We start from the raw sequence: 21169 nt of genomic DNA on the forward strand, positions 1-21169 counted from the left end.
CAGACTCGTCCTACATCTATCAAATGCCGTTTGATATAGCGTCCGCATCGTTTTCAAAAGATGAAACAAGGACGCTCATGGCTCGCAAAACAGGCATACCGAGGATTCATAACCCACCTTCAGGCGATGGGCACCGCGTCTATCAAGATCCATCAATGAGCCATGATGAAGCGACGACGCTTCTTACAAGCGGAGTGGATACGAATGTTACTGCCGCATTGATTTCCATCGGTCTGAATGAAGCAGATAACACCTGGGCTCAGAACACTTGCATTAAATACCTCGCAAGTGAGACCGAATCGGTTACAGCATCCGCCATCACGGCTCTTGGTCATCTCGCTCGTCGTCATGGAGAACTGGATAAGGAAACGGTGCTGGCGACACTCGACAAGGTGAAAAACAAATTCCCTTCCCTTGAAGGAATTATTGCGGACACGCTTGACGATATTGACGCATTCGCCTGATCCGCCGGAGACCTCGAACGAACGAACATTGTGGCGAGGGGGCTGCCCTCGTCATAAAATCAATCATCGCGCGTCAGCACTTCCAGCAATTCAATCTCAAAGATCAGGTTCGAGTTCGGCGTGATCTTGCCCATGGTCCGTTCACCGTAGGCCAGATGCGCCGGCACCAGCAACGTGCGCTTGCCGCCGACCTGCATGCCCATAATCCCCTGATCCCACCCCTTGATCACCCGACCCGTGCCAATCACGCACTGGAACGGTTTACCCCGGCTGTAGGAAGAATCGAACTCTGTGCCGTCTTCCAGCCAGCCGCGGTATTGGGTGGTAATCAGCGCGCCTTTGACGGCGGCTTTGCCGTCGCCCACCTGGATGTCGATTACCTGAAGCTCATCATTCATTGCATGCACTCGTGTGTTCGTTTGCCTGAAAGGCGTTATGGGCGCCGTTTTCCCAGAAATGCGCCTGATTGGCAACCGATTCGATCTGTTTCTGGCATTAACCGTGAACTAACATAAGCAACACCTAACCCCACGGATCAATACGCCATGATGGCAACCCCTGAATGAATGTGGACTGGACCAGCGCCACCATCGGCTCAATGATGCTAGCCCTGATCGTCGCGTTGATCTGTCGCGAGCGCTCGCTGCAAAAACAGCTGGCCGAGTATCGCGTGCTGATCACCAGCCTGACGGATGGGCAAAATATCCGCCAGGATGGCGACGCCGAACGCTTCAAGCGCAGCCAGTATTTCGCCCGCATCGGTACGTGGGACTGGGATGTCGACACCGACAAGCTCTACTGGTCGGACGCGATCTACGGCATGTTTGGCTTCAAGATCGACGAAGTAACGCCCTCCTACGCGCTGTTTTGCTCATGTGTTCACCCGGACGACCGGGCCAAGGTCCGGGCCGGGGAATTGCGTTGCCTGGCAACCGGCGACAACCATGACGAGGAATACCGGGTGGTCTGGCCCGACGGCACGATCCGCTGGCTTCGGGAAACCGGCAATGTGGTCAAGAACGACCACGATGCAACGATCAAGATGATGGGCGTGGTACGCGATATCACCGAGGAAAAAGCCTCCGCCAGCTACCTGCAGCACCTGGCCCACTTCGACCCGCTGACCGGTCTGCCCAATCGTCTGGTGCTCGAGGAGCGTCTGTCCGAAGCGCTGGAACAGGCACGTATCAGCGCCACGAGGGTTGCGCTGGTATTTGTCGACCTCAATGGTTTCAAGGCAATCAACGACCATTACGGCCATGCCGCCGGCGACCGGGTACTGATCACCACCGCCACTCGCCTGAAGAAAATCCTGCGTTCAACCGATACCGTCGCCCGGATCGGTGGCGACGAGTTTGTGGTCATCCTTCAAGGCCTGCCCCAAGGCAACAGCCTGCAAGACGAAGCCCGCAGCATCTGCCAGAAAATCTTCGTCGAACTGTCGCCACCGGTGACCATCGGTAATGATCAGCGCCACATCGGCACCAGCCTGGGGGTCGCGGTGTTCCCGGACCATGCGCCGAGCATGGACCGGTTGATTCATATTGCGGATCTGGCGATGTATGAGGCGAAGCGCAGTGGGAATAATCAGTATCGGTTGGGCGAGCAAACGATGAGCCCTAGCCGGGTCGATTGACCCGTTCAGTCCTTGCGCTGGCCGAAAGGAATGCCGTTAAAGGTGTGGGTGCAGCAATCACAATAAGGCGCCATGCCTTCGGCCGTCAGCTCAGGATTGACGATCCGCAAACGCCCTTGATCATCGACATACAAGCCGCTGAAGTAGCTCGACTCTCCCAGACACACCTGCTCCTTCCTTTCGTTTTCATGCAGAGCCACCATCCAGAACACCGGTTCAGGCCGATCGAGGCGAGCCACCGCTTCGCTGAAAACCTCATCCCATTGCCCACCGACGCGAGACAGCAGAAACCGGAACAATGGCGTGTAATCGAACCCGTGCCGACGAGTTCCATGCATCGAACCCCGTGACGCATCGTTTTTGATTTCATTCTTGGTATTGCGCTGATGCCGGTAATGCCCGGTAATTTCGTTACGCCAGACACCCCAAGTGCGGGTATTGACCTTGCGGTAAAGGGGTTTCTTTTCCAACGAGTCGCTCCTGACATCCAGTCAATGAAATCGCCAGCGAGCTTTACCGGAACTGCAGGCGATTTCAATCAGCCTTCAATGGCCAAATGTTGCTTGCGCCCTAACGCTCCACTGGCGTGATATCAATAATCGTCCCGTTGGTAATCATCACCATCATGTACTTGTCGTTGATCTGCACCCACTGTGCCTGAGCCTTCGGGGCTTTCAGGCCTTTCTGTTTCCAGTTGGTCAGGGCCTTTTCGCTGCGCTGGTAAACGTCGGGGGCACGATCACCCTTCACCAGTTGGCGGGAGTTGTTAACCCCCGGCTGGACGGTTTTTTGCGGTGGGTCATCCGCTTGAACAATGGGACTGATACCGGCAACGCCGGCGGCAATGGCCAAGGCGGCGATGAGGGATTTGCTGTTCATGGGGTGATCCTCCAGTGATGTCGTGGTACCCGAACTCCGACTGCGCTAGCGATAAATCATTCATTACTGTTGCGATGATTCTGTGCCGAACTGTACGGGGGACCAGGCGCAGCGTCAGCGTACGCTGCGAAAAAACCATCGGTATTCGCCATGCACATCGCCATTCTGACCTTTGACGGTTTCAACGAGCTGGATTCCCTGATCGCCTTCGGCATGCTCAGCCGGGTTTCCCTGCTCGGCGACAAGGCGTGGCGCGTGAGCATTGCTTCGCCAACGCCGCGGGTCACGTCCATGAATGGTTTGACCATCGATGCTCACGTCGACCTGGTTGAAGCCTGTCAGGCGGATGCAGTGCTGGCAGGCAGTGGCAGGAAGACGCGCGAAGTGGCCGGCGATCCGGCGATCATGGGGCAGTTGCGCCTTGATCCAGCGCGACAACTGCTGGCGGCCCAATGCTCCGGCACCTTCCTGCTGGCCAAACTCGGCTTGCTCGGCCAAGCCCCCGCCTGCACCGACACCACCAGCAAACCGTGGGTGCAAGCGGCGGGAGTCAACATCGTTAATCAGGCGTTCTACGCCAATGGCAACATCGCCACCGCCGGCGGCTGTTTGTCGGCGCAGTACCTTTCGGCGTGGTTGCTGGCACGGCTCAAGGGCACTGAAACGGCGCGGGAGGTTTTGCACTATTTCGCCCCGGTTGGCGAGAAAGAAGAGTATGTGGCGCGAGCGTTTGCTCATATCGAGGCCAGTCTGTAACGGCGCAGTCCGCGAATGCATTGATCCGTTTCACACATCAATGCATGCCAACAATGCAATTAACATATCGATCACCCTGCGCCACTATCCGCCCCAATAAGAACCGTGCGCCGCGTCCAGGCGGTGCACGTCATAAAAGCGGTGGAGTACACGTCTATGACAGCATCAACCCAACGGCCCGCGACTTCCGGTCGCTCCCGGGCCAGTGCGATTTTCCGGGTCACCTCGGGCAACTTCCTCGAACAATTCGACTTCTTCCTTTTCGGTTTTTACGCCACGCAGATCGCTGCTGTGTTCTTCCCGGCCAGCAGCGAGTTCGCCTCGCTGATGATGACCTTCGCGGTGTTCGGCGCAGGCTTTCTGATGCGACCGTTGGGCGCCGTGGTGCTGGGCGCCTACATCGATGATGTGGGTCGGCGCAAAGGCTTGATCGTCACCCTGTCGATCATGGCCAGCGGCACGATTTTGATTGTGCTGGTACCCGGTTACGAAACCATCGGGCTGTTCGCCCCGGCCATCGTCCTGATCGGCCGCTTGCTGCAAGGCTTCTCGGCCGGCGCAGAAATGGGTGGCGTCTCGGTGTACCTCTCGGAGATCGCCACGCCCGGCAACAAAGGCTTCTTCACCAGTTGGCAGTCGGCCAGCCAGCAAGTGGCAATCATTGTCGCGGCGGCGTTGGGCTATGGCCTGAACCAATGGATGGCGCCAGCGATGATTGCCGACTGGGGCTGGCGAATTCCGTTTTTCGTCGGCTGCATGATCGTGCCGTTCATTTTTTTCCTGCGCCGTAACCTTGAGGAAACCGAAGCGTTCGCCGCCCGTAAACACCGCCCGAGCATGGGCGACGTGTTCCGCACGCTGGCGCAGAACTGGGTGATCGTGTTCGCCGGGATGATGATGGTTGCCCTGACCACCACCGCGTTTTACCTGATCACCGTGTATGCACCGACCTTCGGCAAGACCGTGCTGCACCTGAGCACGTCTGATGCATTGCTGGTGACTTTGCTGGTGGGCGTTTCGAACTTCTTCTGGTTGCCGATTGGCGGCGCACTGTCGGACCGCATCGGCCGTCGTCCGGTGCTGATTGCCATGGCCCTGCTGACCTTGGCCACGGCGTATCCGGCGCTGACGTATCTGGTGCAGGCGCCGAGCTTCATCAACATGCTGTTGGTGCTGCTGTGGTTGTCGTTCATTTACGGTTTGTACAACGGCGCGATGATTGCCGCGCTGACGGAAATCATGCCGGTCGAAGTGCGGGTCGCCGGGTTCTCGCTGGCTTACAGCCTGGCCACGGCGGTGTTCGGTGGTTTTACGCCAGCGATATCGACCTTCCTGATCCAGTACACCGGCGACAAGGCTGCGCCCGGTTACTGGATGAGTTTTGCCGCGCTCTGTGCCCTGTGCGCGACGCTGTATCTCTATCGCCGTTCGACCGGTCGCTTGCAACCGGCGATGTCCTGAACCCTGAGAGCACATGACCATGAAAAAGCTATTCAATGTTGCAGCCCTGTCTTTGCTGGTCAGCCTGGGGCTGAGCGCCGTCGCCCAGGCCGAAGAGATCCGGGTGATGACCTCCGGCGGTTTCACCGCCGCCTATAAAATCCTCGGCCCGAAATTCGCCGCCTCCACGGGCAACACACTGGACACCGCCCTCGGCCCCTCGATGGGCAAGGCGCCGGAAGCGATTCCCAATCGTCTGGCTCGCGGTGAAAAAGCCGACGTGGTGATCATGGTCGGCTACGCCCTCGATGACCTGATCAAGCAAGGCAAAGTCGATCCCGCCTCACGGGTAGAGCTGGCTGACTCGCGGATCGGCCTGGTGGTACGTGAAGGCGCACCGAAGCCGGACATCAGCTCTGTCGACGGTCTGAAAAAGACCTTGCTCGACGCGAAGTCCGTGGCCTATTCCGACAGCGCCAGTGGCGTGTACATCGAGGAACAATTGTTCAAACGGCTGGGCATCGAAGACCAGCTCAAACCCAAGTCGACGATGGTTGCGAAAATCCCGGTGGGCTCGGTGGTAGCCACCGGTGACTATCAACTGGGCTTTCAGCAGGTCAGCGAGTTGCTGCCGGTGCCAGGCGTGAGTTTTGTGGCGAAGATTCCAGAATCGGTGCAGTCAGTGACACGTTTCGCCGCCGGCATTCCGGTGGGGGCGCAACACCCGGCCGAAGCCAAGGCGCTGCTCGAATACCTGGCCTCCACCGCTGCTCAGCCGGATGTGAAAGCCACCGGGCTGGACTCGGTCAAACGCTGACCTGGACTTTCATTTCCACCACCAGCCTTTCCAGTTCCAGTGCCGCCGGGGTCAAGGTACGACCCCGGCGCTTGATCAAACCGACACTGCGCATCACCTGCGGATCGGTCAGCGGTACTCGTGTCAGGATCGGGTGATCTGCCGCCGGCATCGCCATCAACGGCACCGCTGCCACGCCCAACCCCGCTTCGACCAAACCAATCATCGTCGTCACATGCCGGGTTTCGCAGATGCTCGGCCGCTGCGGCACGATGCCCGTGAGCGCCTGGTCCAGCAGAAAGCGATTGCCGGACGTCTTGTCCAGCGAGATATAGTCCTGCTGATAAAACTCATCCCACGTCACGCTGCTGCGTCCGGCCAACGGATGATCGCGCCGGCACGCCACCACATAACCTTCCTGTACCAGCGGCTCGAACTCCACTTCCGCCTCCAGGGTGCCCATGAAACTCAGGCCGAAATCCGCCTCGCCATTGACCACCGCACTGAGCACTTCGTGGGCGCTGGAGTCGAGCACCTTGACCTTGATCCGTGGAAACTGCCGGTGGTAGTGCGCGATTACTCGCGGCATGAAGTAGTAAGCCGCTGAAGGCACGCAGGCGACAGTGACGTGGCCGAGGCGGGTCGAGGCGACTTCGCTGATGCCCAATAGCGCCACGTCCAGGTCGTCCAGCAGACGTTCGACGCTCGGCATAAAACCGCGTCCGGCCTGGGTCAGGCTGACCTTGCGAGTGGTGCGCTCGAACAACCTCACACCGAGGGCGTCTTCGAGTTTTTCGATGCGCCGGCTCAACGCCGGTTGCGAAATGCGCACCGCGTCGGCCGCCTTGCGAAAGCTGCCCTGCTCCACCACGGCGCGAAAGGCTTGCAAGTCGTTAAGGTCGAAGTTGATGGCCATGGTGCGCACTCGGGAACGGACAGATTGATCAGCTTATCCTATGAATGTAACCAATTGATGCGAAATATAACCTTCCGCTGAGCGTTCGTGGCTGACGCATCAAGCGCCAGCCTTTATCCTTGTCACCCCCGCCGTACCGAGTGAATGGAGTTTTTGTCATGCCCCATGAAGGCAACCTGTTGCAAGCCGCTGTCGTGTTTCTGTTCGCGGCGGTGCTCACCGTCCCCTTGGCCAAGCGCCTGCAACTGGGGGCGGTGCTGGGTTATCTGTTTGCCGGCGTGATCATCGGCCCGTCGGTGCTGGGCTTGATCGGCAATCCGCAAAGCGTCGCCCACATTTCCGAACTCGGGGTGGTGTTGCTGCTGTTCATCATTGGTCTTGAACTGTCGCCGCGACGTTTGTGGGTGATGCGCAGATCGGTGTTCGGCGTCGGCCTGGCGCAAGTGCTGCTGACGGGCTCGGTGATTGGTGTGCTGGCGTTGTTCGTGTTCGGCCAACCGTTGAACAGCGCGATCGTGTTGGGCTTGGGCCTGGCGCTATCCTCCACCGCGTTCGGTTTGCAAAGCCTGGCCGAGCGCAAGGAACTGACCAGCCCCCACGGGCGGTTGGCGTTCGCGATTCTGTTGTTCCAGGACATCGCCGCCATCCCGTTGATCGCCATGGTGCCGTTGCTGGCGGGCGGCGATCACACCAGCAGCGCTGGCGAAGGTCTCAATCACGGCTTGCGCGTACTGGGCAGCATCGCGGTGGTGGTGATCGGTGGGCGGTATCTGCTGCGCCCAGTGTTCCGGGTGGTGGCCAAGACCGGTTTGCCGGAAGTCTCGACCGCCACTGCATTGCTGGTGGTGATCGGCACGGCGTGGCTGATGGACCTGGCCGGCGTGTCCATGGCGCTGGGGGCGTTCCTCGCCGGGTTGCTGCTGGCGGACTCCGAATACCGTCACGAACTGGAAGCGCAAATCGAACCGTTCAAGGGATTGCTGCTGGGGCTGTTTTTCATCAGTGTCGGCATGGGCGCCAATCTGAGTCTGCTACTGAGCGCGCCGATCACAGTGCTGGGCCTGACCTTGTTGCTGATCGCAATCAAATTGCCGCTGCTGTTTGTTGTCGGTCGGCTGGCCGGTGGCTTGGGCAAGGTCAGTGCGATTCGCCTCGGCATCGTGCTCGCGGCCGGTGGTGAATTTGCGTTTGTGGTGTTCAAGATTGGCCGCGACCAAGGATTGTTCGAGCCGCGCCTGTACGACTTGCTGGTACTGACCATCACCTTGTCCATGGCGGTGACGCCGCTGCTGTTGCTGGTGTGTGCACGACTGGTCAGCCCCAAGGTTCAGCCGGTGGTGGTGCCGGAGAAATTCCGCGAGATCCATACCGACACGCCGCGCGTGGTGATCGCCGGCATGGGCCGTATGGGGCAGATCGTTGCGCGGATTTTGCGCGCGCAAAACATCAAGTTCGTCGCCCTCGACACCTCGGTGGAAACCATCGAACTGTCGCGCAGCTTCGGCGGTGTGCCGGTGTTCTACGGCGATCCGATGCGCCCGGAAATCCTCAGTGCGGCCAAGGTCGAGCAGGCGGAATACTTTGTCATCGCCACCGACGACCCGGACACCAACATCAAGACCGCCGAACTGGTGCACAAACTCTACCCGCACATCAAAATCATCGCCCGGGCGCGTAACCGTCAGCATGTGCATCGGCTTGTGGACCTTGGCGCCGAGGCCATTCGGGAAACCTATTATTCGAGTCTGGAAATGAGCCGGCGCACCCTGGTCGGTCTGGGTTTGACCCAGGCCCAGGCCGATGCGCGGATCAAGCGTTTCAAGCATCACGACGAGCAGGTGCTGGAGGCCCAGCATGCGATTTATGACGATGCGGCGAAGGTATTGCAGACGGCACAGGAAGCCCGGGCGGAACTGGCGAGGTTGTTTGAGTCGGATCAGTTGGGGGAGCAGGAATCGGGTAAGGTTTGAGATCCAGCCCCTCACCCTAACCCTCTCCCCACGGGGCGAGGGGACTGACCGAGGAGTTTGGTTGAAATACTGCGACCTGAGATATCGAGTCGAACTCAGGATTTGAAAGCAATGGAGATCGGCTCCCTTTCCCCCTCTCCCCTGTGGGGCGGTCCGACGTTTCGGGAGGGCTGGGGTGAGGGGATGGATCTAACTGACACACAATCATTCGAGCAAACCCATCCCATGACCACCACCCACCAACCCGCCCCCGCCCCCGCCCCCGCCCTGAAGGAAATCTTCAACGCCGACCGCCTCCAACACATCGCCACCGAGATGACCGCGGTCTACCCCGAATTCAATGCCAAGGCCTTCCTGAAACTGGCCAACGACGGGCTTGCCGAGTTATCGATCATGCAACGCATGGCCCGGGTCAGCGAGTGCCTGCACGCGGTCCTGCCGTTGAGTTATGAAGAGACGCTTGAGGTGCTGCGCGCCCTCGCTCCGCGCTTGAACAGCGGCTTCGTCAGCATTTCATTACCGCATTACGTCGCGACGTACGGCGCACATGCCTTCGAACAATCCATGGACGCGCTGAAATACTTCACCACCTTCGGCTCCTCTGAATTCGCGATCCGCCATTTCCTGCGCAGCGACACCGAACGCTCACTGGCGGTCATGCACGAGTGGTCACTGGACGAAAACGAGCACGTCCGCCGCCTGGCCAGCGAAGGCAGCCGACCGCGCCTGCCGTGGTCGTTTCGACTGGAACAGATTCAGGCTGACCCGACATTGGCGGCCGCGATCCTCGACAACCTCAAGGCCGACGACAGCCTTTACGTGCGCAAGTCCGTGGCCAACCACCTCAACGACATCACCAAGGATCATCCAGAATGGGTGCTGGACCTGATCGAAGGCTGGTCGCTGGACAACAAACACACCGCATGGATCGCCAAACACGCTCTGCGCAGCCTGATCAAACAGGGCAACCAACGCGCGTTGGCGATCATTGGCGCGGGCGGCAAGCCTGAGGTCGAGATCATCGATGTGAAGGTGGAACCGGCGGTGATTCGTCTGGGTGAAAAAATCACCCTGTCCTTCGCCGTGAAATCCACGGTCCAGGACAGTCAGCGACTGGTGATCGACTACGCCATCGATTACGTAAAAGCCAACGGCAGCACATCGGCGAAGGTGTTCAAGCTCAAGGCGCTGACGCTTCCCGGCAAGGCTACCGAGACCATTGCTCGTAGCCAGCAGATCAAGGAACTCACCACCCGCAAACACTACGTGGGCAAACACGCCGTGCACGTGTTGATGAATGGAGAGCGCCTGGCCAGCACCTCATTCGAAATTCTCCCTTGAAACACGACCCCTTCCAGGAGCAAAGCTTGCTCGCGAAGGCGTCAGGTCTGGCACACCGCGTCTTCGTTCATCGCGAGCAAGCTTTGCTCCTACAGGGGATTGGGTCCCAGCAACAGCCCCTGCTCCGCCTCACACAACCCCACCACGTAATCCCACAACACCCGCAACCGCACCGATTTGTGCAACTCACGCCGCGTGCTGATCCAGTAGCTGCGCTGGATGCTCTCATCCGGCAACAACGGCACCAGGCCGGGATCGGCGCTGGCCATGTAGCACGGCAGCACGGCAATCCCCAGGCCTGAGCGCGCAGCCTGTTGCTGGGCGATGACGCTGGTGCTGTGGAAGACCACCTGCGGATTGCGGCAGAAGCTGTTGAGGAACATCAACTCCTGGCTGAACAGCAAGTCATCGACATAGCCGATCCAGGCGTGGCGAGCGAGGTCTTCGCGGCTGCGCAGCGGTGGCGAACGGTCGAGATACTCCTGGCTTGCATACAGCGCCAATCGATAGTCAGTCAGTTTGCGCGTGACCAGCATGTCGGCGGCCGGGCGTTCGAGGTGGATGCTGATTTCGGCCTCGCGATTGAGGATGCTGACGAACCGTGGCACCGCCACCAGCTCCACTTCCAGCCCCGGATAACGCTCGAACAAGCCGTTCATGCGGCTGGCGAGGAACATGATGCCCAACCCCTCGGTCACGCCGACGCGGATCTTGCCCAGCGGCGCCGAGGACTGAGTGATTTCTTCCTGCGCCAGCAGCGCGACGTTTTCCATCGCTTCAGCATGTTTGAGCAACGCTTCGCCCGCAGGGGTCAGCTCATAACCCTGGGCATGCTGAACGAACAACGCGGTGCCGAGGCTCTTTTCGATGGCCTCGATGTGCCGGGCCACGGTCGCGTGGGTGGTGTTCAAACGGCGGGCAGCGGTGAGCAAACGCCCGCTGCGCTGCAACTCTAGAAAAAACCGCAGGTCATTCCAGTCGAACATGAACCGTCCTTGAGGTGGGGCTGTTTAAAAACGCACAGCGGCTGCGCAAAAACTAACATTCTTTTGACGAAAGCTAACAACTAGGATGACCTACAACAAGAACAACAAGATGAGGTCACGGATGCAGACTTCCCTGGATGAATACGACTACATCGTGGTCGGTGCCGGCCCGGCCGGTTGTTTGCTGGCCAATCGGTTGTCGGCCGATCCGCAGAATCGCGTGTTGCTGCTCGAAGCCGGCGGCCGCGATAACTATGCGTGGATTCACATCCCCGTGGGTTACCTGTTCTGCATCGGCAACCCGCGCACCGACTGGTGCTTCAAGACTGAAGCGCAACCCGGCCTTCAAGGTCGCGCCCTGAGTTACCCGCGGGGCAAGGTGCTCGGCGGCTGTTCCTCGATCAACGGCATGATCTACATGCGCGGCCAGGCCGGCGACTACGACGGCTGGGCGGCTCAGGGCAATCCCGGCTGGAGCTGGAACGACGTGCTGCCGTTGTTCAAAAAGAGCGAAAACCATTTTGCTGGCGACTCGCAGTTTCACGGCGCCGCCGGGGAATGGCGGATCGAACGTCAGCGACTGGCGTGGCCGATTCTCGATGCCTTCCGCAGCGCCGCCGAGCAAAGCGGCATCGCCAGCATCGATGACTTCAACCAGGGCGACAACGAAGGCTGCGGCTACTTCCAGGTCAATCAGAAGTCCGGGATTCGCTGGAACGCGGCCAAGGCGTTTCTCAAACCGATCCGCAACCGCCCCAATCTCAACGTGCTGACCAACGTCGAAGTCGACCGCGTGCTGCTGGAAAACGGCCGTGCGTCAGCGGTCAGCGCGCGTTGGCAGGGTCAGGCGAAAACCTTCAAGGCGCGCAAGGAAATCGTGCTGTGCGCCGGTTCTGTCGGCTCACCGAGCATCCTGCAACGTTCCGGGATCGGCCCTCGCCCGCTGCTGCAAAAACTGGGGATCGGCGTTGCCCATGAACTGCCCGGCGTGGGTGGCAATCTGCAGGATCACCTGCAACTGCGCCTGATCTACAAACTGGAAAACGCCCGCACCCTTAACCAGATCGCCGGCAGCCTGTGGGGCAAGATGGGCATGGGCCTGCGTTACCTGTATGACCGCAGCGGCCCGTTGTCCATGGCGCCGAGCCAACTCGGAGCCTTCGCCCGTTCAGGGCCGGAGCAGACGTCGGCGAATCTCGAATACCACGTTCAGCCGCTGTCGCTGGAGCGTTTCGGCGAACCGTTGCATGCGTTCCCCGCCTTCACCGCGTCGGTGTGCGATCTGCGCCCGCAAAGCCGTGGCCGCATCGAAATTCGCTCCACCGATCCGCAGGAACCACCGCTGATTCAGCCCAATTACTTGAGCCATCCGGAGGACTTGCGGGTGGCCGCGGATGCCATTCGCCTGACCCGGCGCATCGTCGCCGCACCGGCGCTGCAAGCATTCAAACCGGTCGAGTACTTGCCCGGCGACAGCTTGCAGAGCGAAGAACAATTGCACGAAGCCGCCGCCCGCATCGGCACCACCATCTTCCATCCGGTCGGCACCTGCCGCATGGGTAACGACGCGGACGCCGTGGTCGATGCGCAACTCAAAGTCCACGGCATCCCCGGCCTGCGCATCGCCGACGCCTCGATCATGCCGCGTATCACCTCGGGCAACACGTGTTCGCCTACGCTGATGATTGCCGAAAAGGCTGCACAACTGATCCTCAACCCTACTGAACACACCGAACCTGTGGGAGCGAGCCTGCTCGCGAAAGCGGTATTACATTCGACATAGATGTCGACTGACCCGACGCAATCGCGAGCAGGCTCACTCCTACAGGGGATCGCACTGAATTTACGGACGTTGAAAATTACCCGCTGCAAGGAACACGCAACACCAGTGGAACAAAAAAAACAATCACTGTGAGGGATACCGATATGTCAGAACATGTTCAGCCTCTGGAAGCCGTGCGCAGCGCGGGCACCAGTCAGGAAACCCAGAAAGTCATCTTCGCCTCGTCACTCGGGACGGTCTTCGAGTGGTACGACTTTTTCCTCTATGGCGCCCTCGCGGCGGTGATCAGCAAACAGTTCTTCGCCGGGGTCAACGACACCACGGCGTTCATCTTTGCGCTGATGGCCTTCGCTGCCGGCTTCATCGTGAGGCCATTCGGCGCCTTGGTGTTCGGCCGGCTGGGGGACATGATCGGGCGTAAATACACGTTCCTTGCAACCATCATCCTCATGGGCCTGGCGACCTTCTGCGTCGGGTTGCTACCGACCTACTCGAGCATCGGCATTGCCGCGCCGATCATCCTCGTGGTGCTGCGCATGCTTCAGGGTCTGGCCCTGGGTGGTGAATACGGCGGCGCTGCGACCTATGTCGCGGAACACGCGCCGATGGGTAAACGCGGCTTCCACACCAGCTGGATTCAGTCCACTGCGACCCTCGGTTTGCTGCTGTCGCTGCTGGTGGTGCTCGGCTGCCGCTACTTCACCGGTGACCAGTTCGAAGTCTGGGGCTGGCGGATTCCGTTCCTGTTTTCGATCATTCTGCTGGGGATCTCGACCTGGATTCGCATGAGCCTGCACGAGTCGCCGGCGTTCGTGAAAATGAAAGAAGAAGGCAAGCTCTGCAAGTCGCCGCTGCGCGATTCCTTCGGCAAATGGGAAAACCTGAAAGTCGTGCTGATCGCCCTGTTCAGCATCAACGCCGGGCAAGCCGTGACCTTCTACGCGGCGCAGTTCTACGTACTGTTCTTCCTCACCCAGTTCTTGAAAATGGACCCGGCGCTGGCCAACAGCTTGCTGATTGTCAGCGTAATCATCGGCGCACCGTTCTTCATTTTCTTCGGCTGGCTGTCGGATAAAGTCGGGCGCAAACCGGTGCTGATGATCGGCCTGCTGCTGGCGACTGCACTGTACTTCCCGATCTTCAAGTCCATCGCCCACTACGCCAACCCAGCCATCGACCAGGCCAGCCGTCAGGCACCGATCACCGTGTTGGCGGACCCGGCCACCTGCACCTTCCAGTTCGACCCGGTGGGCAAGGCGAAATTTGATAGCCCGTGCGACAAGGTCAAAACCTTCCTGGTGAAACAGGGCCTTCCCTACAACAGCGAAGCGGCCCCGGCCGGCAGCGCCGTGCAGGTGAGCGTCGGTGAAGTGAAACTCGATGGTTACGATGAAGCGGCCCTGCGTGGCGCCGTGACCCTGGCCGGGTATCCGTCAAAAGCCGATACACAACAGGTCAACAAACCGATGATCGTGGCGCTGATGGTGGCGCTGATCATCATTTCCGCCATGTGCTACGGCCCGCTGGCAGCGCTGATGGTCGAACTGTTCCCGACCCGCATCCGCTACACCTCGATGTCCCTGCCGTACCACATCGGTAATGGCTGGTTCGGCGGTTTCCTGCCAACGGTGTCGTTTGCCTTGGTGGTGTACACCGGGGACATCTTCTACGGGCTCTGGTACCCGGTGCTGATTACCGGGGTGAGCCTGGTTGTCGGGATGATCTGTTTGCGTGAGACCAAGAACGTGGATCTGGATACCAACTGAGGTCACCACCATCCCCTGTGGTGAGGGAGCTTGCTCCCGTTGGCCTGCGCAGCAGGCCTGATCCAGCCGCCTCGGTGTGTCAGAGTCATCGAGTTGGCTGGATTGGGGCCGCTTCGCAGCCCAACGGGGCGGTGCGACGTTTCGATAAATCCCCTCACCACAGGGTAAGCTCGACGACATCGGCAGCCCCGCCACTCACAGACAGAGGCACCATGATCATTTCATCCGCATCTGACTATCGCGAGGCAGCACGTCGCAAACTCCCGCGTTTTTTGTTTGATTACATTGATGGCGGGGCTTATGCAGAGCACACCCTTAGGGCCAATAGCGCTGATCTGACCGGCATCAGCCTGCGTCAGCGCATTCTGAAAAACGTCGAAACCCTGAGCCTTGAAACCACCCTCTTCGATCAACCACTTTCAATGCCGATCATCTTGGCGCCGGTCGGCCTGACAGGCATGTTTGCCCGTCGTGGTGAAGTGCAGGCGGTAAAAGCGGCGGAAAACAAAGGCATCCCGCTGTGCCTTTCAACGGTTTCGGTGTGTTCGATCGAGGAAGTCTCGGCACAAAGCCAACAGTCCATCTGGTTTCAGCTGTATGTGTTGAAGAACAGAGGCTTCATGAAAAATGCACTGGAGCGGGCGAAGGCCGCCGGTGTGAAAAACCTGGTGTTTACCGTGGACATGCCCACGCCCGGCGCCCGATACCGGGACGCACACTCGGGCATGTCAGGCCCTTTTGCATCATCGCGGCGAATGCTTCAGGCCATGACCAAACCCGACTGGGCATTCAACGTTGGCCTCATGGGGCGTCCACACGACCTGGGCAATATCTCGAAGTACCTGGGCAAAGCCGTCACGCTCGAAGACTACATGGGCTGGTTGGCCAACAACTTCGACCCTTCGATCAGCTGGAGCGATCTGGAGTGGATTCGTGAGTTCTGGAAAGGCCCGATGATCATCAAAGGCATTCTCGATCCTCAAGATGCCAGGGATGCGGTCAGTTTTGGCGCGGACGGCATTGTGGTGTCGAACCACGGCGGGCGACAGCTGGACGGCGTGCTCTCCACCACCAAGGCATTGCCGCCCATCATGCAAGCCATCGGCAATGATTTGACGGTGCTGGTCGACTCGGGAATCCGCTCGGGACTTGATGTCGTACGGATGTTGGCGCTGGGCGCAAAAGGCGTATTGCTGGGGCGTTCCATGGCCTATGCGCTGGCCGCCGATGGCCAACGCGGGGTGGAAAACATGCTGGATATCTTCGCCAAGGAAATGCGCGTCGCCATGACCTTGACCGGGGTGACTTCGATTAGCCAGATTGATGAATCCACATTGGTGGATGCTGTTCGATGAGCTGAACACCTGACCTTAAAACGCCGCGCCCATGCGCGGCGTTTTCGTTTAGGCCTGGAAGCGAGCCTCACTCGACGTCTTTGAGCACCTCAAACGTGACTTGATCAGGATAGAACGCCATGTAGCCGCGAATCTGATCGACTGACACTTTGGGGTCTTCATAGCTCCACACCGCGTTAGCGCCCTCATGTCCCGGGACTTGCAGACTGAAATAGCTGGCATCGCCCTTGTAGGGGCAATAACTCGTGTGATCGGTGCGGGCAAAGTACTTTTCATCGATATCCTCCCGCGGTACGTAATAGACCGGGGGATAGTTGGCCTCGAGCAACACCAGCGCCCGTGCGGACGCGGCCACCTGGATACCGTGAAACTTTACAAGCAGGCAGCCCGGCTGCTCTGCGATGGTGATGACAGGACTAGGACCGGTGCTTTTCATGAAATACGTTCCTCATGATACTGATGGGCTGCGCTGCAGCCCCAAAACCTGAGACCACGACTTTCAGGTATAACCCAGATTTTGCACTCGCGACGGCTTCGCAGCCGAACGGGACGGTGCGGCGTTCCGACGAGCTTCCTCGACGACCTGGATAATGCCAAGCCCTGCACCGTGAGGTCCTTTCCTTCCACCGAATTGAATATTCGAAGTCGGCGAAACATCGTCTACGATCAATAGCACCGTTGTCACCCCTACTGCGCAGTCAGGCAGTCGTGGCGTGGGGGTTCGAGTCTCAGAAACTTGAGGGTCCCTACATGCCCGCCACGAAGTTTTCTCTCGATCAGAAAATTATCACCCTGGATGCCCGTCCCGATCGCCTCGACCTGCGCGATCGGATCTTCACCCCACGGGTCCAGTCACTGCCGCCCTCCTGGCCCGCAGACAAAGACATCGCCACCGAACTCTCGGCGTACTTGGGTAAAGGCCTGGTGCTATTCCAAGGCAACGAAGGTGCATGCACAGGGTTCGGGCTGGCGGCAGTGGTCAACTATCTGTTGTGGCTGCGGGACCGGGCGTCCATCAAGACAAGCCCGCGTCAGCTTTATCATCTGGCCAAACTCTATGACGAATGGCCAGGCGAGGACTACACCGGTTCCAGTTGTCGCGGCGCGTTGAAGGGATGGCATAAGCACGGAGTCTGCGCGGAGGAACTGTGGCCCTATACCGTCAAGCCCGACGGATCGGTTCCAGCGTTTGAAGCACCCGCCGAGAATTGGGCCATGGACGCCGTGACCCGGCCGCTGGGGGTTTACTACCGCGTCGAGAAAGACGACATCACTGCCATGATGGCGGCGCTGTACGAAGCGGGTGCGCTGTATGTTTCCGCCAATGTGCATCAGGGTTGGGCACTGATGCAGCCCAAAGGCAAAAAACGTCCGCCGGCGGTATTCCAGAGCATGTCTGAGCTACCCGTCATCAAGTGGCCGGCAACCCCTCAGGGCGGTCACGCCTTTGCCTTGATCGGCTACACCAGTCAGGGCTTCATCGTGCAGAATTCCTGGTCCACCGACTGGGGGTTCTCGGGCTTCGCCCTCCTGACGTTCGAGGACTGGCTGGCCAATGGCACCGACGCCTGGACCGTGGCCCTCGGCGTGCCGATCGAACACGGCGCGTTATCGCACAACGCGCGGCCTTCACGTTCCCGGGCCGATGTTCAATCACCGTTTCGTAGCGCCCTGTCGAGCTCCAACGCCAAGCGTGAAGGTTTCTCGCTGTTCACCGCCGGTGCCCGCGATACCGGTCGCAAAGGGCTTCCCCTGTTGACCATGGATCAGGCGTATGGCCTGACCATCGTGATGGAAAACAACGGCAGCATTGGCCCCCGTCTCACCGACGTCGAAAACGTCCGCGCGGGCGTCAAGCGAATCGTCTACGAGTCACCGCGCGCCTGGTACGACAAGCTCCCGGCGGCTAACAAACCCGCTGTGCTGCGCATCGCCATCATTGCTCACGGCGGGCTCAACTCCGAGCAGGATTCCATCAACCGAATCTGTGCGATGGCGCCCTACTTTCTTGAAAACGGCATCTATCCATTGTTTGTCACTTGGCGCACCGGGGCGCTGGAGACGTTTGCCGACATCGTCCAGGACGCCCTCCCGGGTCTGTTTCCCGGGGCGGGTGGCATCAGCGATGTGTTGAAGACCCTCAAGGACAAGGCCCTGGAAGGTTTTGATCGCACGGTGGAACTGGCGACCAAAAAACTCGGCGGCGATCAGTGGAGCCAGATGAAGCAGAACGCCGAAGCGGCCGCAGTCGCAGGCTTTACCCCGCGCGGGCTGGTGGAAATGGCCGAGAACCTGAAAAAACTGATCGCCGACATGGGCAAGAAAAACGTCGAGCTTCATCTGATCGGTCATTCCGCCGGGTCCTTGATCAATGGCCACTTGGCTCAACTGCTGTCAGCCAGAAGCTTGGCCATCGAAACGTCGGCGCTGATGGCCCCGGCCTGCACCCTCGATTTCGCCAACCAGACCTACCGCAAAGTCATCGAAGGTGGAGGCCTCAAGCGCAAGGACTTCCATATCTACATCATGTCCGACAGCCGCGAACAGGATGACAACGTCATCGGCGTGTACCACAAATCCCTGCTGTACCTCGTTTCCCGGGCCTATGAAGAACTGCAACGCATGCCGCTGCTGGGCATGGCCAAAAGTCTGGACAAGGACTTCCAGGACTTCAGCAATCCCGATCTGGCGGAGTGGAACATCGCCGCCAAAAACATGACCGAACAGTGGAACCAGTTTTACTTTGGGAAAACCATTCCGGCCGGGTTTGCCGCAACGGGTCGCGGGCTACCTGAAGAATTTGCGAAAACCCTGCATATCTTTAACGATCCGAAAATGAACTATGGCGGGGGCACCAAAAAAGACACCTCCCACGGAGGCTTCGATAATGATGTGAACGTCATTACCGCAGCGTTGCTGACCATTCTCAGGCGAGAGCCCGACGGGAAGCTGGACCAGCCGGTGATTAGCCTGAACTACTGAGGCACTGCGCAATGAATCGCAACGCACCGACTGTACATCCATACAGATAAAGATTGCCCCATCGCTCATCAGCCGCCATTCTGTCCGCCTCTCGACAGTTGATGAGTGATGGTGGTTATGCGGCTGTACCTCTGTGAAAAACCTTCCCAGGCCAAAGACATTGCGGCCGTCCTCGGCGCCAAGCGTCGTGGCGACGGCTGCTGGCTGGGAACGGACGTCACGGTGACCTGGTGCATCGGCCATCTGCTGGAAACCGCGCCGCCCGACGCCTATGACGCGCGTTACAAGCGCTGGGTGCTGGCGGATCTGCCGATCATTCCAGACAAATGGAAGATGACCGTCAAACCGCGCACGGCCAGCCAGTACAAAGCGGTCAAGCGGCTGCTCGGCGAGGCCACGGAACTGGTGATCGCCACCGACGCCGACCGTGAAGGCGAGATGATCGCCCGGGAACTGGTGGAGCATTGCCGTTATCGCGGGCCGATCCAGCGGCTATGGCTGTCGGCGCTGGACGATGCGTCGATCCGCAAGGCGTTGGCCGCCCTGAAGCCGGGGGCCGAGACCTTCAGCCTGTACCATTCGGCACTCGGGCGCTCGCGGGCCGACTGGCTGATCGGGATGAACATGAGTCGGCTGTTCACGCTGTTGGGGCGTCAGTCCGGTTATCAGGGCGTATTGCCGGTCGGTCGGGTGCAAACGCCGACCCTGCGCCTGGTGGTGGATCGCGACCGCAGCATCGCCGATTTCGTGCCGGTCGCCTATTGGGCCATCGATGTGCAACTGCTGCACGACGGCACCGCGTTCACCGCCCAGTGGCGTGCGGCCTCCGAGGTTTGCGACGATCAGGATCGCTGCCTGAATCAGGCGTTGGCACAAAAGGCAGCGGCAGCCATTGGCAGTGCGGCGAGTGCCCGGGTGATCAAACTGCGTACCGAGCGGATGCGCGAAGTCGCCCCCCTGCCCTTCGATCTGGGCACCTTGCAGGAAGTCTGCTCGAAGAAGCTCGGGCTCGGCGCCCAGGAAACCCTCGATATTGCCCAGGCCCTGTACGAAACCCACAAGGTCATCACCTATCCCCGCAGCGACTGCGGTTATCTGCCCGTGAGTCAGCACAGCGAAGCACCGGGCATTCTTGCCGCGCTGAGGCAGGCTGATCCGGCACTGAACGCCTTGAACGATTTCCTCGAACCTCTGCGCCGCTCACGGGCCTGGAACGACGCCAAGGTCAGCGCTCACCACGGCATCATCCCCACGGCCGCGGCGAAAAACCTCGAGCGGCTGGCGGGCAAGCAGCGGGCGGTCTACACCTTGATCCGCGCGCGTTACCTGGCGCAGTTTCTACCCAACCATGAATACGACCGGACCCAGGCCGACTTCGACTGCGCCGGTGAAGCCTTGCGTGCCGTCGGCAAGCAGATCGTCGAGCCCGGCTGGAAACGCGCCCTGCCCGAGGCTCTCGCCCCGGCCAAGGGCCGCGAAGCGCCGGCGCCGCAAACGCTGCCGGCATTGGCCGAAGGACGTGACTGCGCGGTGGCCGACGTCAAGCTCAAGGACCTCTGGACGCAACCGCCCAAACCGTTCACCGAAGGCGATCTGATCAAGGCGATGAAGAACGTCGCCAAACTGGTGGAAGATCCCCTGCTCAAGCAGAAACTCAAGGACACCACCGGCATTGGCACTGAAGCGACCCGCGCCTCGATCATCCAGGGCCTGCTCGACCGTGGTTACCTGATCAAGAACGGCAAGGCCCTGGCCGCCACCCCGGCCGCGTTCAGCCTGATCGATGCGGTGCCGCGTGCCATTGCCGACCCCGGGACCACGGCGATCTGGGAGCAGGCGCTGGACATGGTGCAGAGCGGCGAGATGAGCCTCGAAGAATTCGTCACCAAACAGGCCGCGTGGATGAGTAAACAGGTCGCCCGTTGCGCCGGCCTGAGCCTGACCATCAGCGGACCGGCAAGCCCCGCCGGGCGCGGTGCCACACCGTGGAAAAACAAACGCAAGCCCGCCAAACGCAAGCCCTCGACCGGCACCAAACGCGCGGCAAAACCGGCGAGCAAGGCTTGAGGGCACTTCGAGCGAGCAAAAAGAGTCTAGTG

The 21169-nt window shown here is 59.9% G+C and carries 18 protein-coding genes; 12 read left to right on the forward strand and 6 right to left on the reverse strand.

Annotation, left to right across the window (positions count from 1 at the left end; all coding sequences use genetic code 11):
- Nucleotides 1–155: 155 nt before the first annotated feature.
- A complete protein-coding gene (locus tag ABH912_RS07070; protein ID WP_033054483.1) occupies nucleotides 156–464 on the forward strand; it encodes a hypothetical protein in 309 nt (102 codons plus the stop codon).
- 59 nt (nucleotides 465–523) lie between these two features.
- Here the strand turns inward: ABH912_RS07070 and ABH912_RS07075 are convergent, their stop codons facing one another.
- On the reverse strand, nucleotides 524–862 hold the full coding sequence (locus ABH912_RS07075) for an FKBP-type peptidyl-prolyl cis-trans isomerase (protein WP_033054480.1): 339 nt from the start codon (nucleotides 860–862) through the stop codon (nucleotides 524–526).
- A gap of 164 nt (nucleotides 863–1026) precedes the next feature.
- Between ABH912_RS07075 and ABH912_RS07080 the strand changes: the two genes are divergently transcribed.
- Nucleotides 1027–2100: a sensor domain-containing diguanylate cyclase gene (locus ABH912_RS07080; protein WP_033054478.1), complete on the forward strand. Its 1074-nt coding sequence runs from the start codon at nucleotides 1027–1029 to the stop codon at nucleotides 2098–2100.
- 5 nt (nucleotides 2101–2105) lie between these two features.
- Here the strand turns inward: ABH912_RS07080 and ABH912_RS07085 are convergent, their stop codons facing one another.
- Together ABH912_RS07085 and ABH912_RS07090 are read right to left on the reverse strand one after the other, a co-directional pair.
- Entirely contained in the window at nucleotides 2106–2570 is a 465-nt protein-coding gene (locus ABH912_RS07085; protein ID WP_429510193.1) for a hypothetical protein, read from the reverse strand.
- Between the two features lie 100 nt (nucleotides 2571–2670).
- Nucleotides 2671–2979 carry an RcnB family protein gene (locus tag ABH912_RS07090; protein ID WP_429510194.1) on the reverse strand — a complete coding sequence of 103 codons (309 nt, stop codon included), beginning with the start codon at nucleotides 2977–2979 and terminating at the stop codon, nucleotides 2671–2673.
- A 150-nt stretch (nucleotides 2980–3129) separates the two neighbouring features.
- Between ABH912_RS07090 and ABH912_RS07095 the strand changes: the two genes are divergently transcribed.
- The 3 genes from ABH912_RS07095 to ABH912_RS07105 all read left to right on the forward strand — a co-directional run bounded on the left by ABH912_RS07095 (nucleotide 3130) and on the right by ABH912_RS07105 (nucleotide 5992).
- A complete protein-coding gene (locus tag ABH912_RS07095) occupies nucleotides 3130–3735 on the forward strand; it encodes a DJ-1/PfpI family protein (RefSeq protein ID WP_033054474.1) in 606 nt (201 codons plus the stop codon).
- A gap of 156 nt (nucleotides 3736–3891) precedes the next feature.
- Complete coding sequence (locus ABH912_RS07100) at nucleotides 3892–5196, forward strand: MFS transporter (RefSeq protein ID WP_033054472.1); 1305 nt, start codon at nucleotides 3892–3894, stop codon at nucleotides 5194–5196.
- 19 nt (nucleotides 5197–5215) lie between these two features.
- Nucleotides 5216–5992 carry a substrate-binding domain-containing protein gene (locus ABH912_RS07105; protein ID WP_033055191.1) on the forward strand — a complete coding sequence of 259 codons (777 nt, stop codon included), beginning with the start codon at nucleotides 5216–5218 and terminating at the stop codon, nucleotides 5990–5992.
- On the opposite strand, the gene ABH912_RS07110 is transcribed toward ABH912_RS07105, so the two are convergent.
- Complete coding sequence (locus ABH912_RS07110; protein ID WP_033054471.1) at nucleotides 5982–6887, reverse strand: LysR family transcriptional regulator; 906 nt, start codon at nucleotides 6885–6887, stop codon at nucleotides 5982–5984. The genes ABH912_RS07105 and ABH912_RS07110 overlap by 11 nt on opposite strands.
- A 158-nt stretch (nucleotides 6888–7045) precedes the next feature.
- Here ABH912_RS07110 and ABH912_RS07115 point away from each other — a divergent pair, with 158 nt between their 5' ends.
- Complete coding sequence (locus ABH912_RS07115) at nucleotides 7046–8857, forward strand: monovalent cation:proton antiporter-2 (CPA2) family protein (protein WP_429510195.1); 1812 nt, start codon at nucleotides 7046–7048, stop codon at nucleotides 8855–8857.
- Between the two features lie 225 nt (nucleotides 8858–9082).
- On the forward strand, nucleotides 9083–10198 hold the full coding sequence (locus ABH912_RS07120) for a DNA alkylation repair protein (RefSeq protein WP_429510196.1): 1116 nt from the start codon (nucleotides 9083–9085) through the stop codon (nucleotides 10196–10198).
- A gap of 89 nt (nucleotides 10199–10287) precedes the next feature.
- Here the strand turns inward: ABH912_RS07120 and ABH912_RS07125 are convergent, their stop codons facing one another.
- Nucleotides 10288–11184: a LysR family transcriptional regulator gene (locus tag ABH912_RS07125; RefSeq protein WP_429510197.1), complete on the reverse strand. Its 897-nt coding sequence runs from the start codon at nucleotides 11182–11184 to the stop codon at nucleotides 10288–10290.
- Between the two features lie 121 nt (nucleotides 11185–11305).
- On the opposite strand from ABH912_RS07125, the gene ABH912_RS07130 reads away from it, so the two are divergent.
- The 3 genes from ABH912_RS07130 to lldD all read left to right on the forward strand — a co-directional run bounded on the left by ABH912_RS07130 (nucleotide 11306) and on the right by lldD (nucleotide 16088).
- A complete protein-coding gene (locus ABH912_RS07130) occupies nucleotides 11306–12967 on the forward strand; it encodes a GMC family oxidoreductase (RefSeq protein WP_429510198.1) in 1662 nt (553 codons plus the stop codon).
- 143 nt (nucleotides 12968–13110) lie between these two features.
- On the forward strand, nucleotides 13111–14733 hold the full coding sequence (locus tag ABH912_RS07135; protein WP_429510199.1) for an MFS transporter: 1623 nt from the start codon (nucleotides 13111–13113) through the stop codon (nucleotides 14731–14733).
- A gap of 212 nt (nucleotides 14734–14945) precedes the next feature.
- Complete coding sequence (gene lldD / locus ABH912_RS07140) at nucleotides 14946–16088, forward strand: FMN-dependent L-lactate dehydrogenase LldD (RefSeq protein WP_033054463.1); 1143 nt, start codon at nucleotides 14946–14948, stop codon at nucleotides 16086–16088.
- Between the two features lie 67 nt (nucleotides 16089–16155).
- Here the strand turns inward: lldD and ABH912_RS07145 are convergent, their stop codons facing one another.
- A complete protein-coding gene (locus tag ABH912_RS07145) occupies nucleotides 16156–16524 on the reverse strand; it encodes a DUF427 domain-containing protein (protein ID WP_046048949.1) in 369 nt (122 codons plus the stop codon).
- 314 nt (nucleotides 16525–16838) lie between these two features.
- Between ABH912_RS07145 and ABH912_RS07150 the strand changes: the two genes are divergently transcribed.
- Together ABH912_RS07150 and ABH912_RS07155 are read left to right on the forward strand one after the other, a co-directional pair.
- Nucleotides 16839–19070 carry a C1 family peptidase gene (locus ABH912_RS07150; protein WP_429510200.1) on the forward strand — a complete coding sequence of 744 codons (2232 nt, stop codon included), beginning with the start codon at nucleotides 16839–16841 and terminating at the stop codon, nucleotides 19068–19070.
- Between the two features lie 117 nt (nucleotides 19071–19187).
- A complete protein-coding gene (locus tag ABH912_RS07155; protein ID WP_429510201.1) occupies nucleotides 19188–21137 on the forward strand; it encodes a DNA topoisomerase III in 1950 nt (649 codons plus the stop codon).
- The last annotated feature ends 32 nt before the right edge of the window (nucleotides 21138–21169 follow it).

It is taken from the genome of Pseudomonas sp. BT76 TE3572, assembly GCF_050435365.1.
Lineage (GTDB): Bacteria > Pseudomonadota > Gammaproteobacteria > Pseudomonadales > Pseudomonadaceae > Aquipseudomonas > Aquipseudomonas fluorescens_W.

What these genes read in the sequence shown, in the direction of transcription:
- ABH912_RS07070 (WP_033054483.1), top strand. Translation starts at nt 156, where the DNA reads ATGAGCCATGATGAAGCGACGACGCTTCTTACAAGCGGAGTGGATACG.
- ABH912_RS07075 (WP_033054480.1), bottom strand. Translation starts at nt 862, where the DNA reads ATGAATGATGAGCTTCAGGTAATCGACATCCAGGTGGGCGACGGCAAA.
- ABH912_RS07080 (WP_033054478.1), top strand. Translation starts at nt 1,027, where the DNA reads ATGAATGTGGACTGGACCAGCGCCACCATCGGCTCAATGATGCTAGCC.
- ABH912_RS07090 (WP_429510194.1), bottom strand. Translation starts at nt 2,979, where the DNA reads ATGAACAGCAAATCCCTCATCGCCGCCTTGGCCATTGCCGCCGGCGTT.
- ABH912_RS07095 (WP_033054474.1), top strand. Translation starts at nt 3,130, where the DNA reads ATGCACATCGCCATTCTGACCTTTGACGGTTTCAACGAGCTGGATTCC.
- ABH912_RS07100 (WP_033054472.1), top strand. Translation starts at nt 3,892, where the DNA reads ATGACAGCATCAACCCAACGGCCCGCGACTTCCGGTCGCTCCCGGGCC.
- ABH912_RS07105 (WP_033055191.1), top strand. Translation starts at nt 5,216, where the DNA reads ATGAAAAAGCTATTCAATGTTGCAGCCCTGTCTTTGCTGGTCAGCCTG.
- ABH912_RS07110 (WP_033054471.1), bottom strand. Translation starts at nt 6,887, where the DNA reads ATGGCCATCAACTTCGACCTTAACGACTTGCAAGCCTTTCGCGCCGTG.
- ABH912_RS07115 (WP_429510195.1), top strand. Translation starts at nt 7,046, where the DNA reads ATGCCCCATGAAGGCAACCTGTTGCAAGCCGCTGTCGTGTTTCTGTTC.
- ABH912_RS07120 (WP_429510196.1), top strand. Translation starts at nt 9,083, where the DNA reads ATGACCACCACCCACCAACCCGCCCCCGCCCCCGCCCCCGCCCTGAAG.
- ABH912_RS07125 (WP_429510197.1), bottom strand. Translation starts at nt 11,184, where the DNA reads ATGTTCGACTGGAATGACCTGCGGTTTTTTCTAGAGTTGCAGCGCAGC.
- ABH912_RS07130 (WP_429510198.1), top strand. Translation starts at nt 11,306, where the DNA reads ATGCAGACTTCCCTGGATGAATACGACTACATCGTGGTCGGTGCCGGC.
- ABH912_RS07135 (WP_429510199.1), top strand. Translation starts at nt 13,111, where the DNA reads ATGTCAGAACATGTTCAGCCTCTGGAAGCCGTGCGCAGCGCGGGCACC.
- lldD (WP_033054463.1), top strand. Translation starts at nt 14,946, where the DNA reads ATGATCATTTCATCCGCATCTGACTATCGCGAGGCAGCACGTCGCAAA.
- ABH912_RS07145 (WP_046048949.1), bottom strand. Translation starts at nt 16,524, where the DNA reads ATGAAAAGCACCGGTCCTAGTCCTGTCATCACCATCGCAGAGCAGCCG.
- ABH912_RS07150 (WP_429510200.1), top strand. Translation starts at nt 16,839, where the DNA reads ATGCCCGCCACGAAGTTTTCTCTCGATCAGAAAATTATCACCCTGGAT.
- ABH912_RS07155 (WP_429510201.1), top strand. Translation starts at nt 19,188, where the DNA reads ATGCGGCTGTACCTCTGTGAAAAACCTTCCCAGGCCAAAGACATTGCG.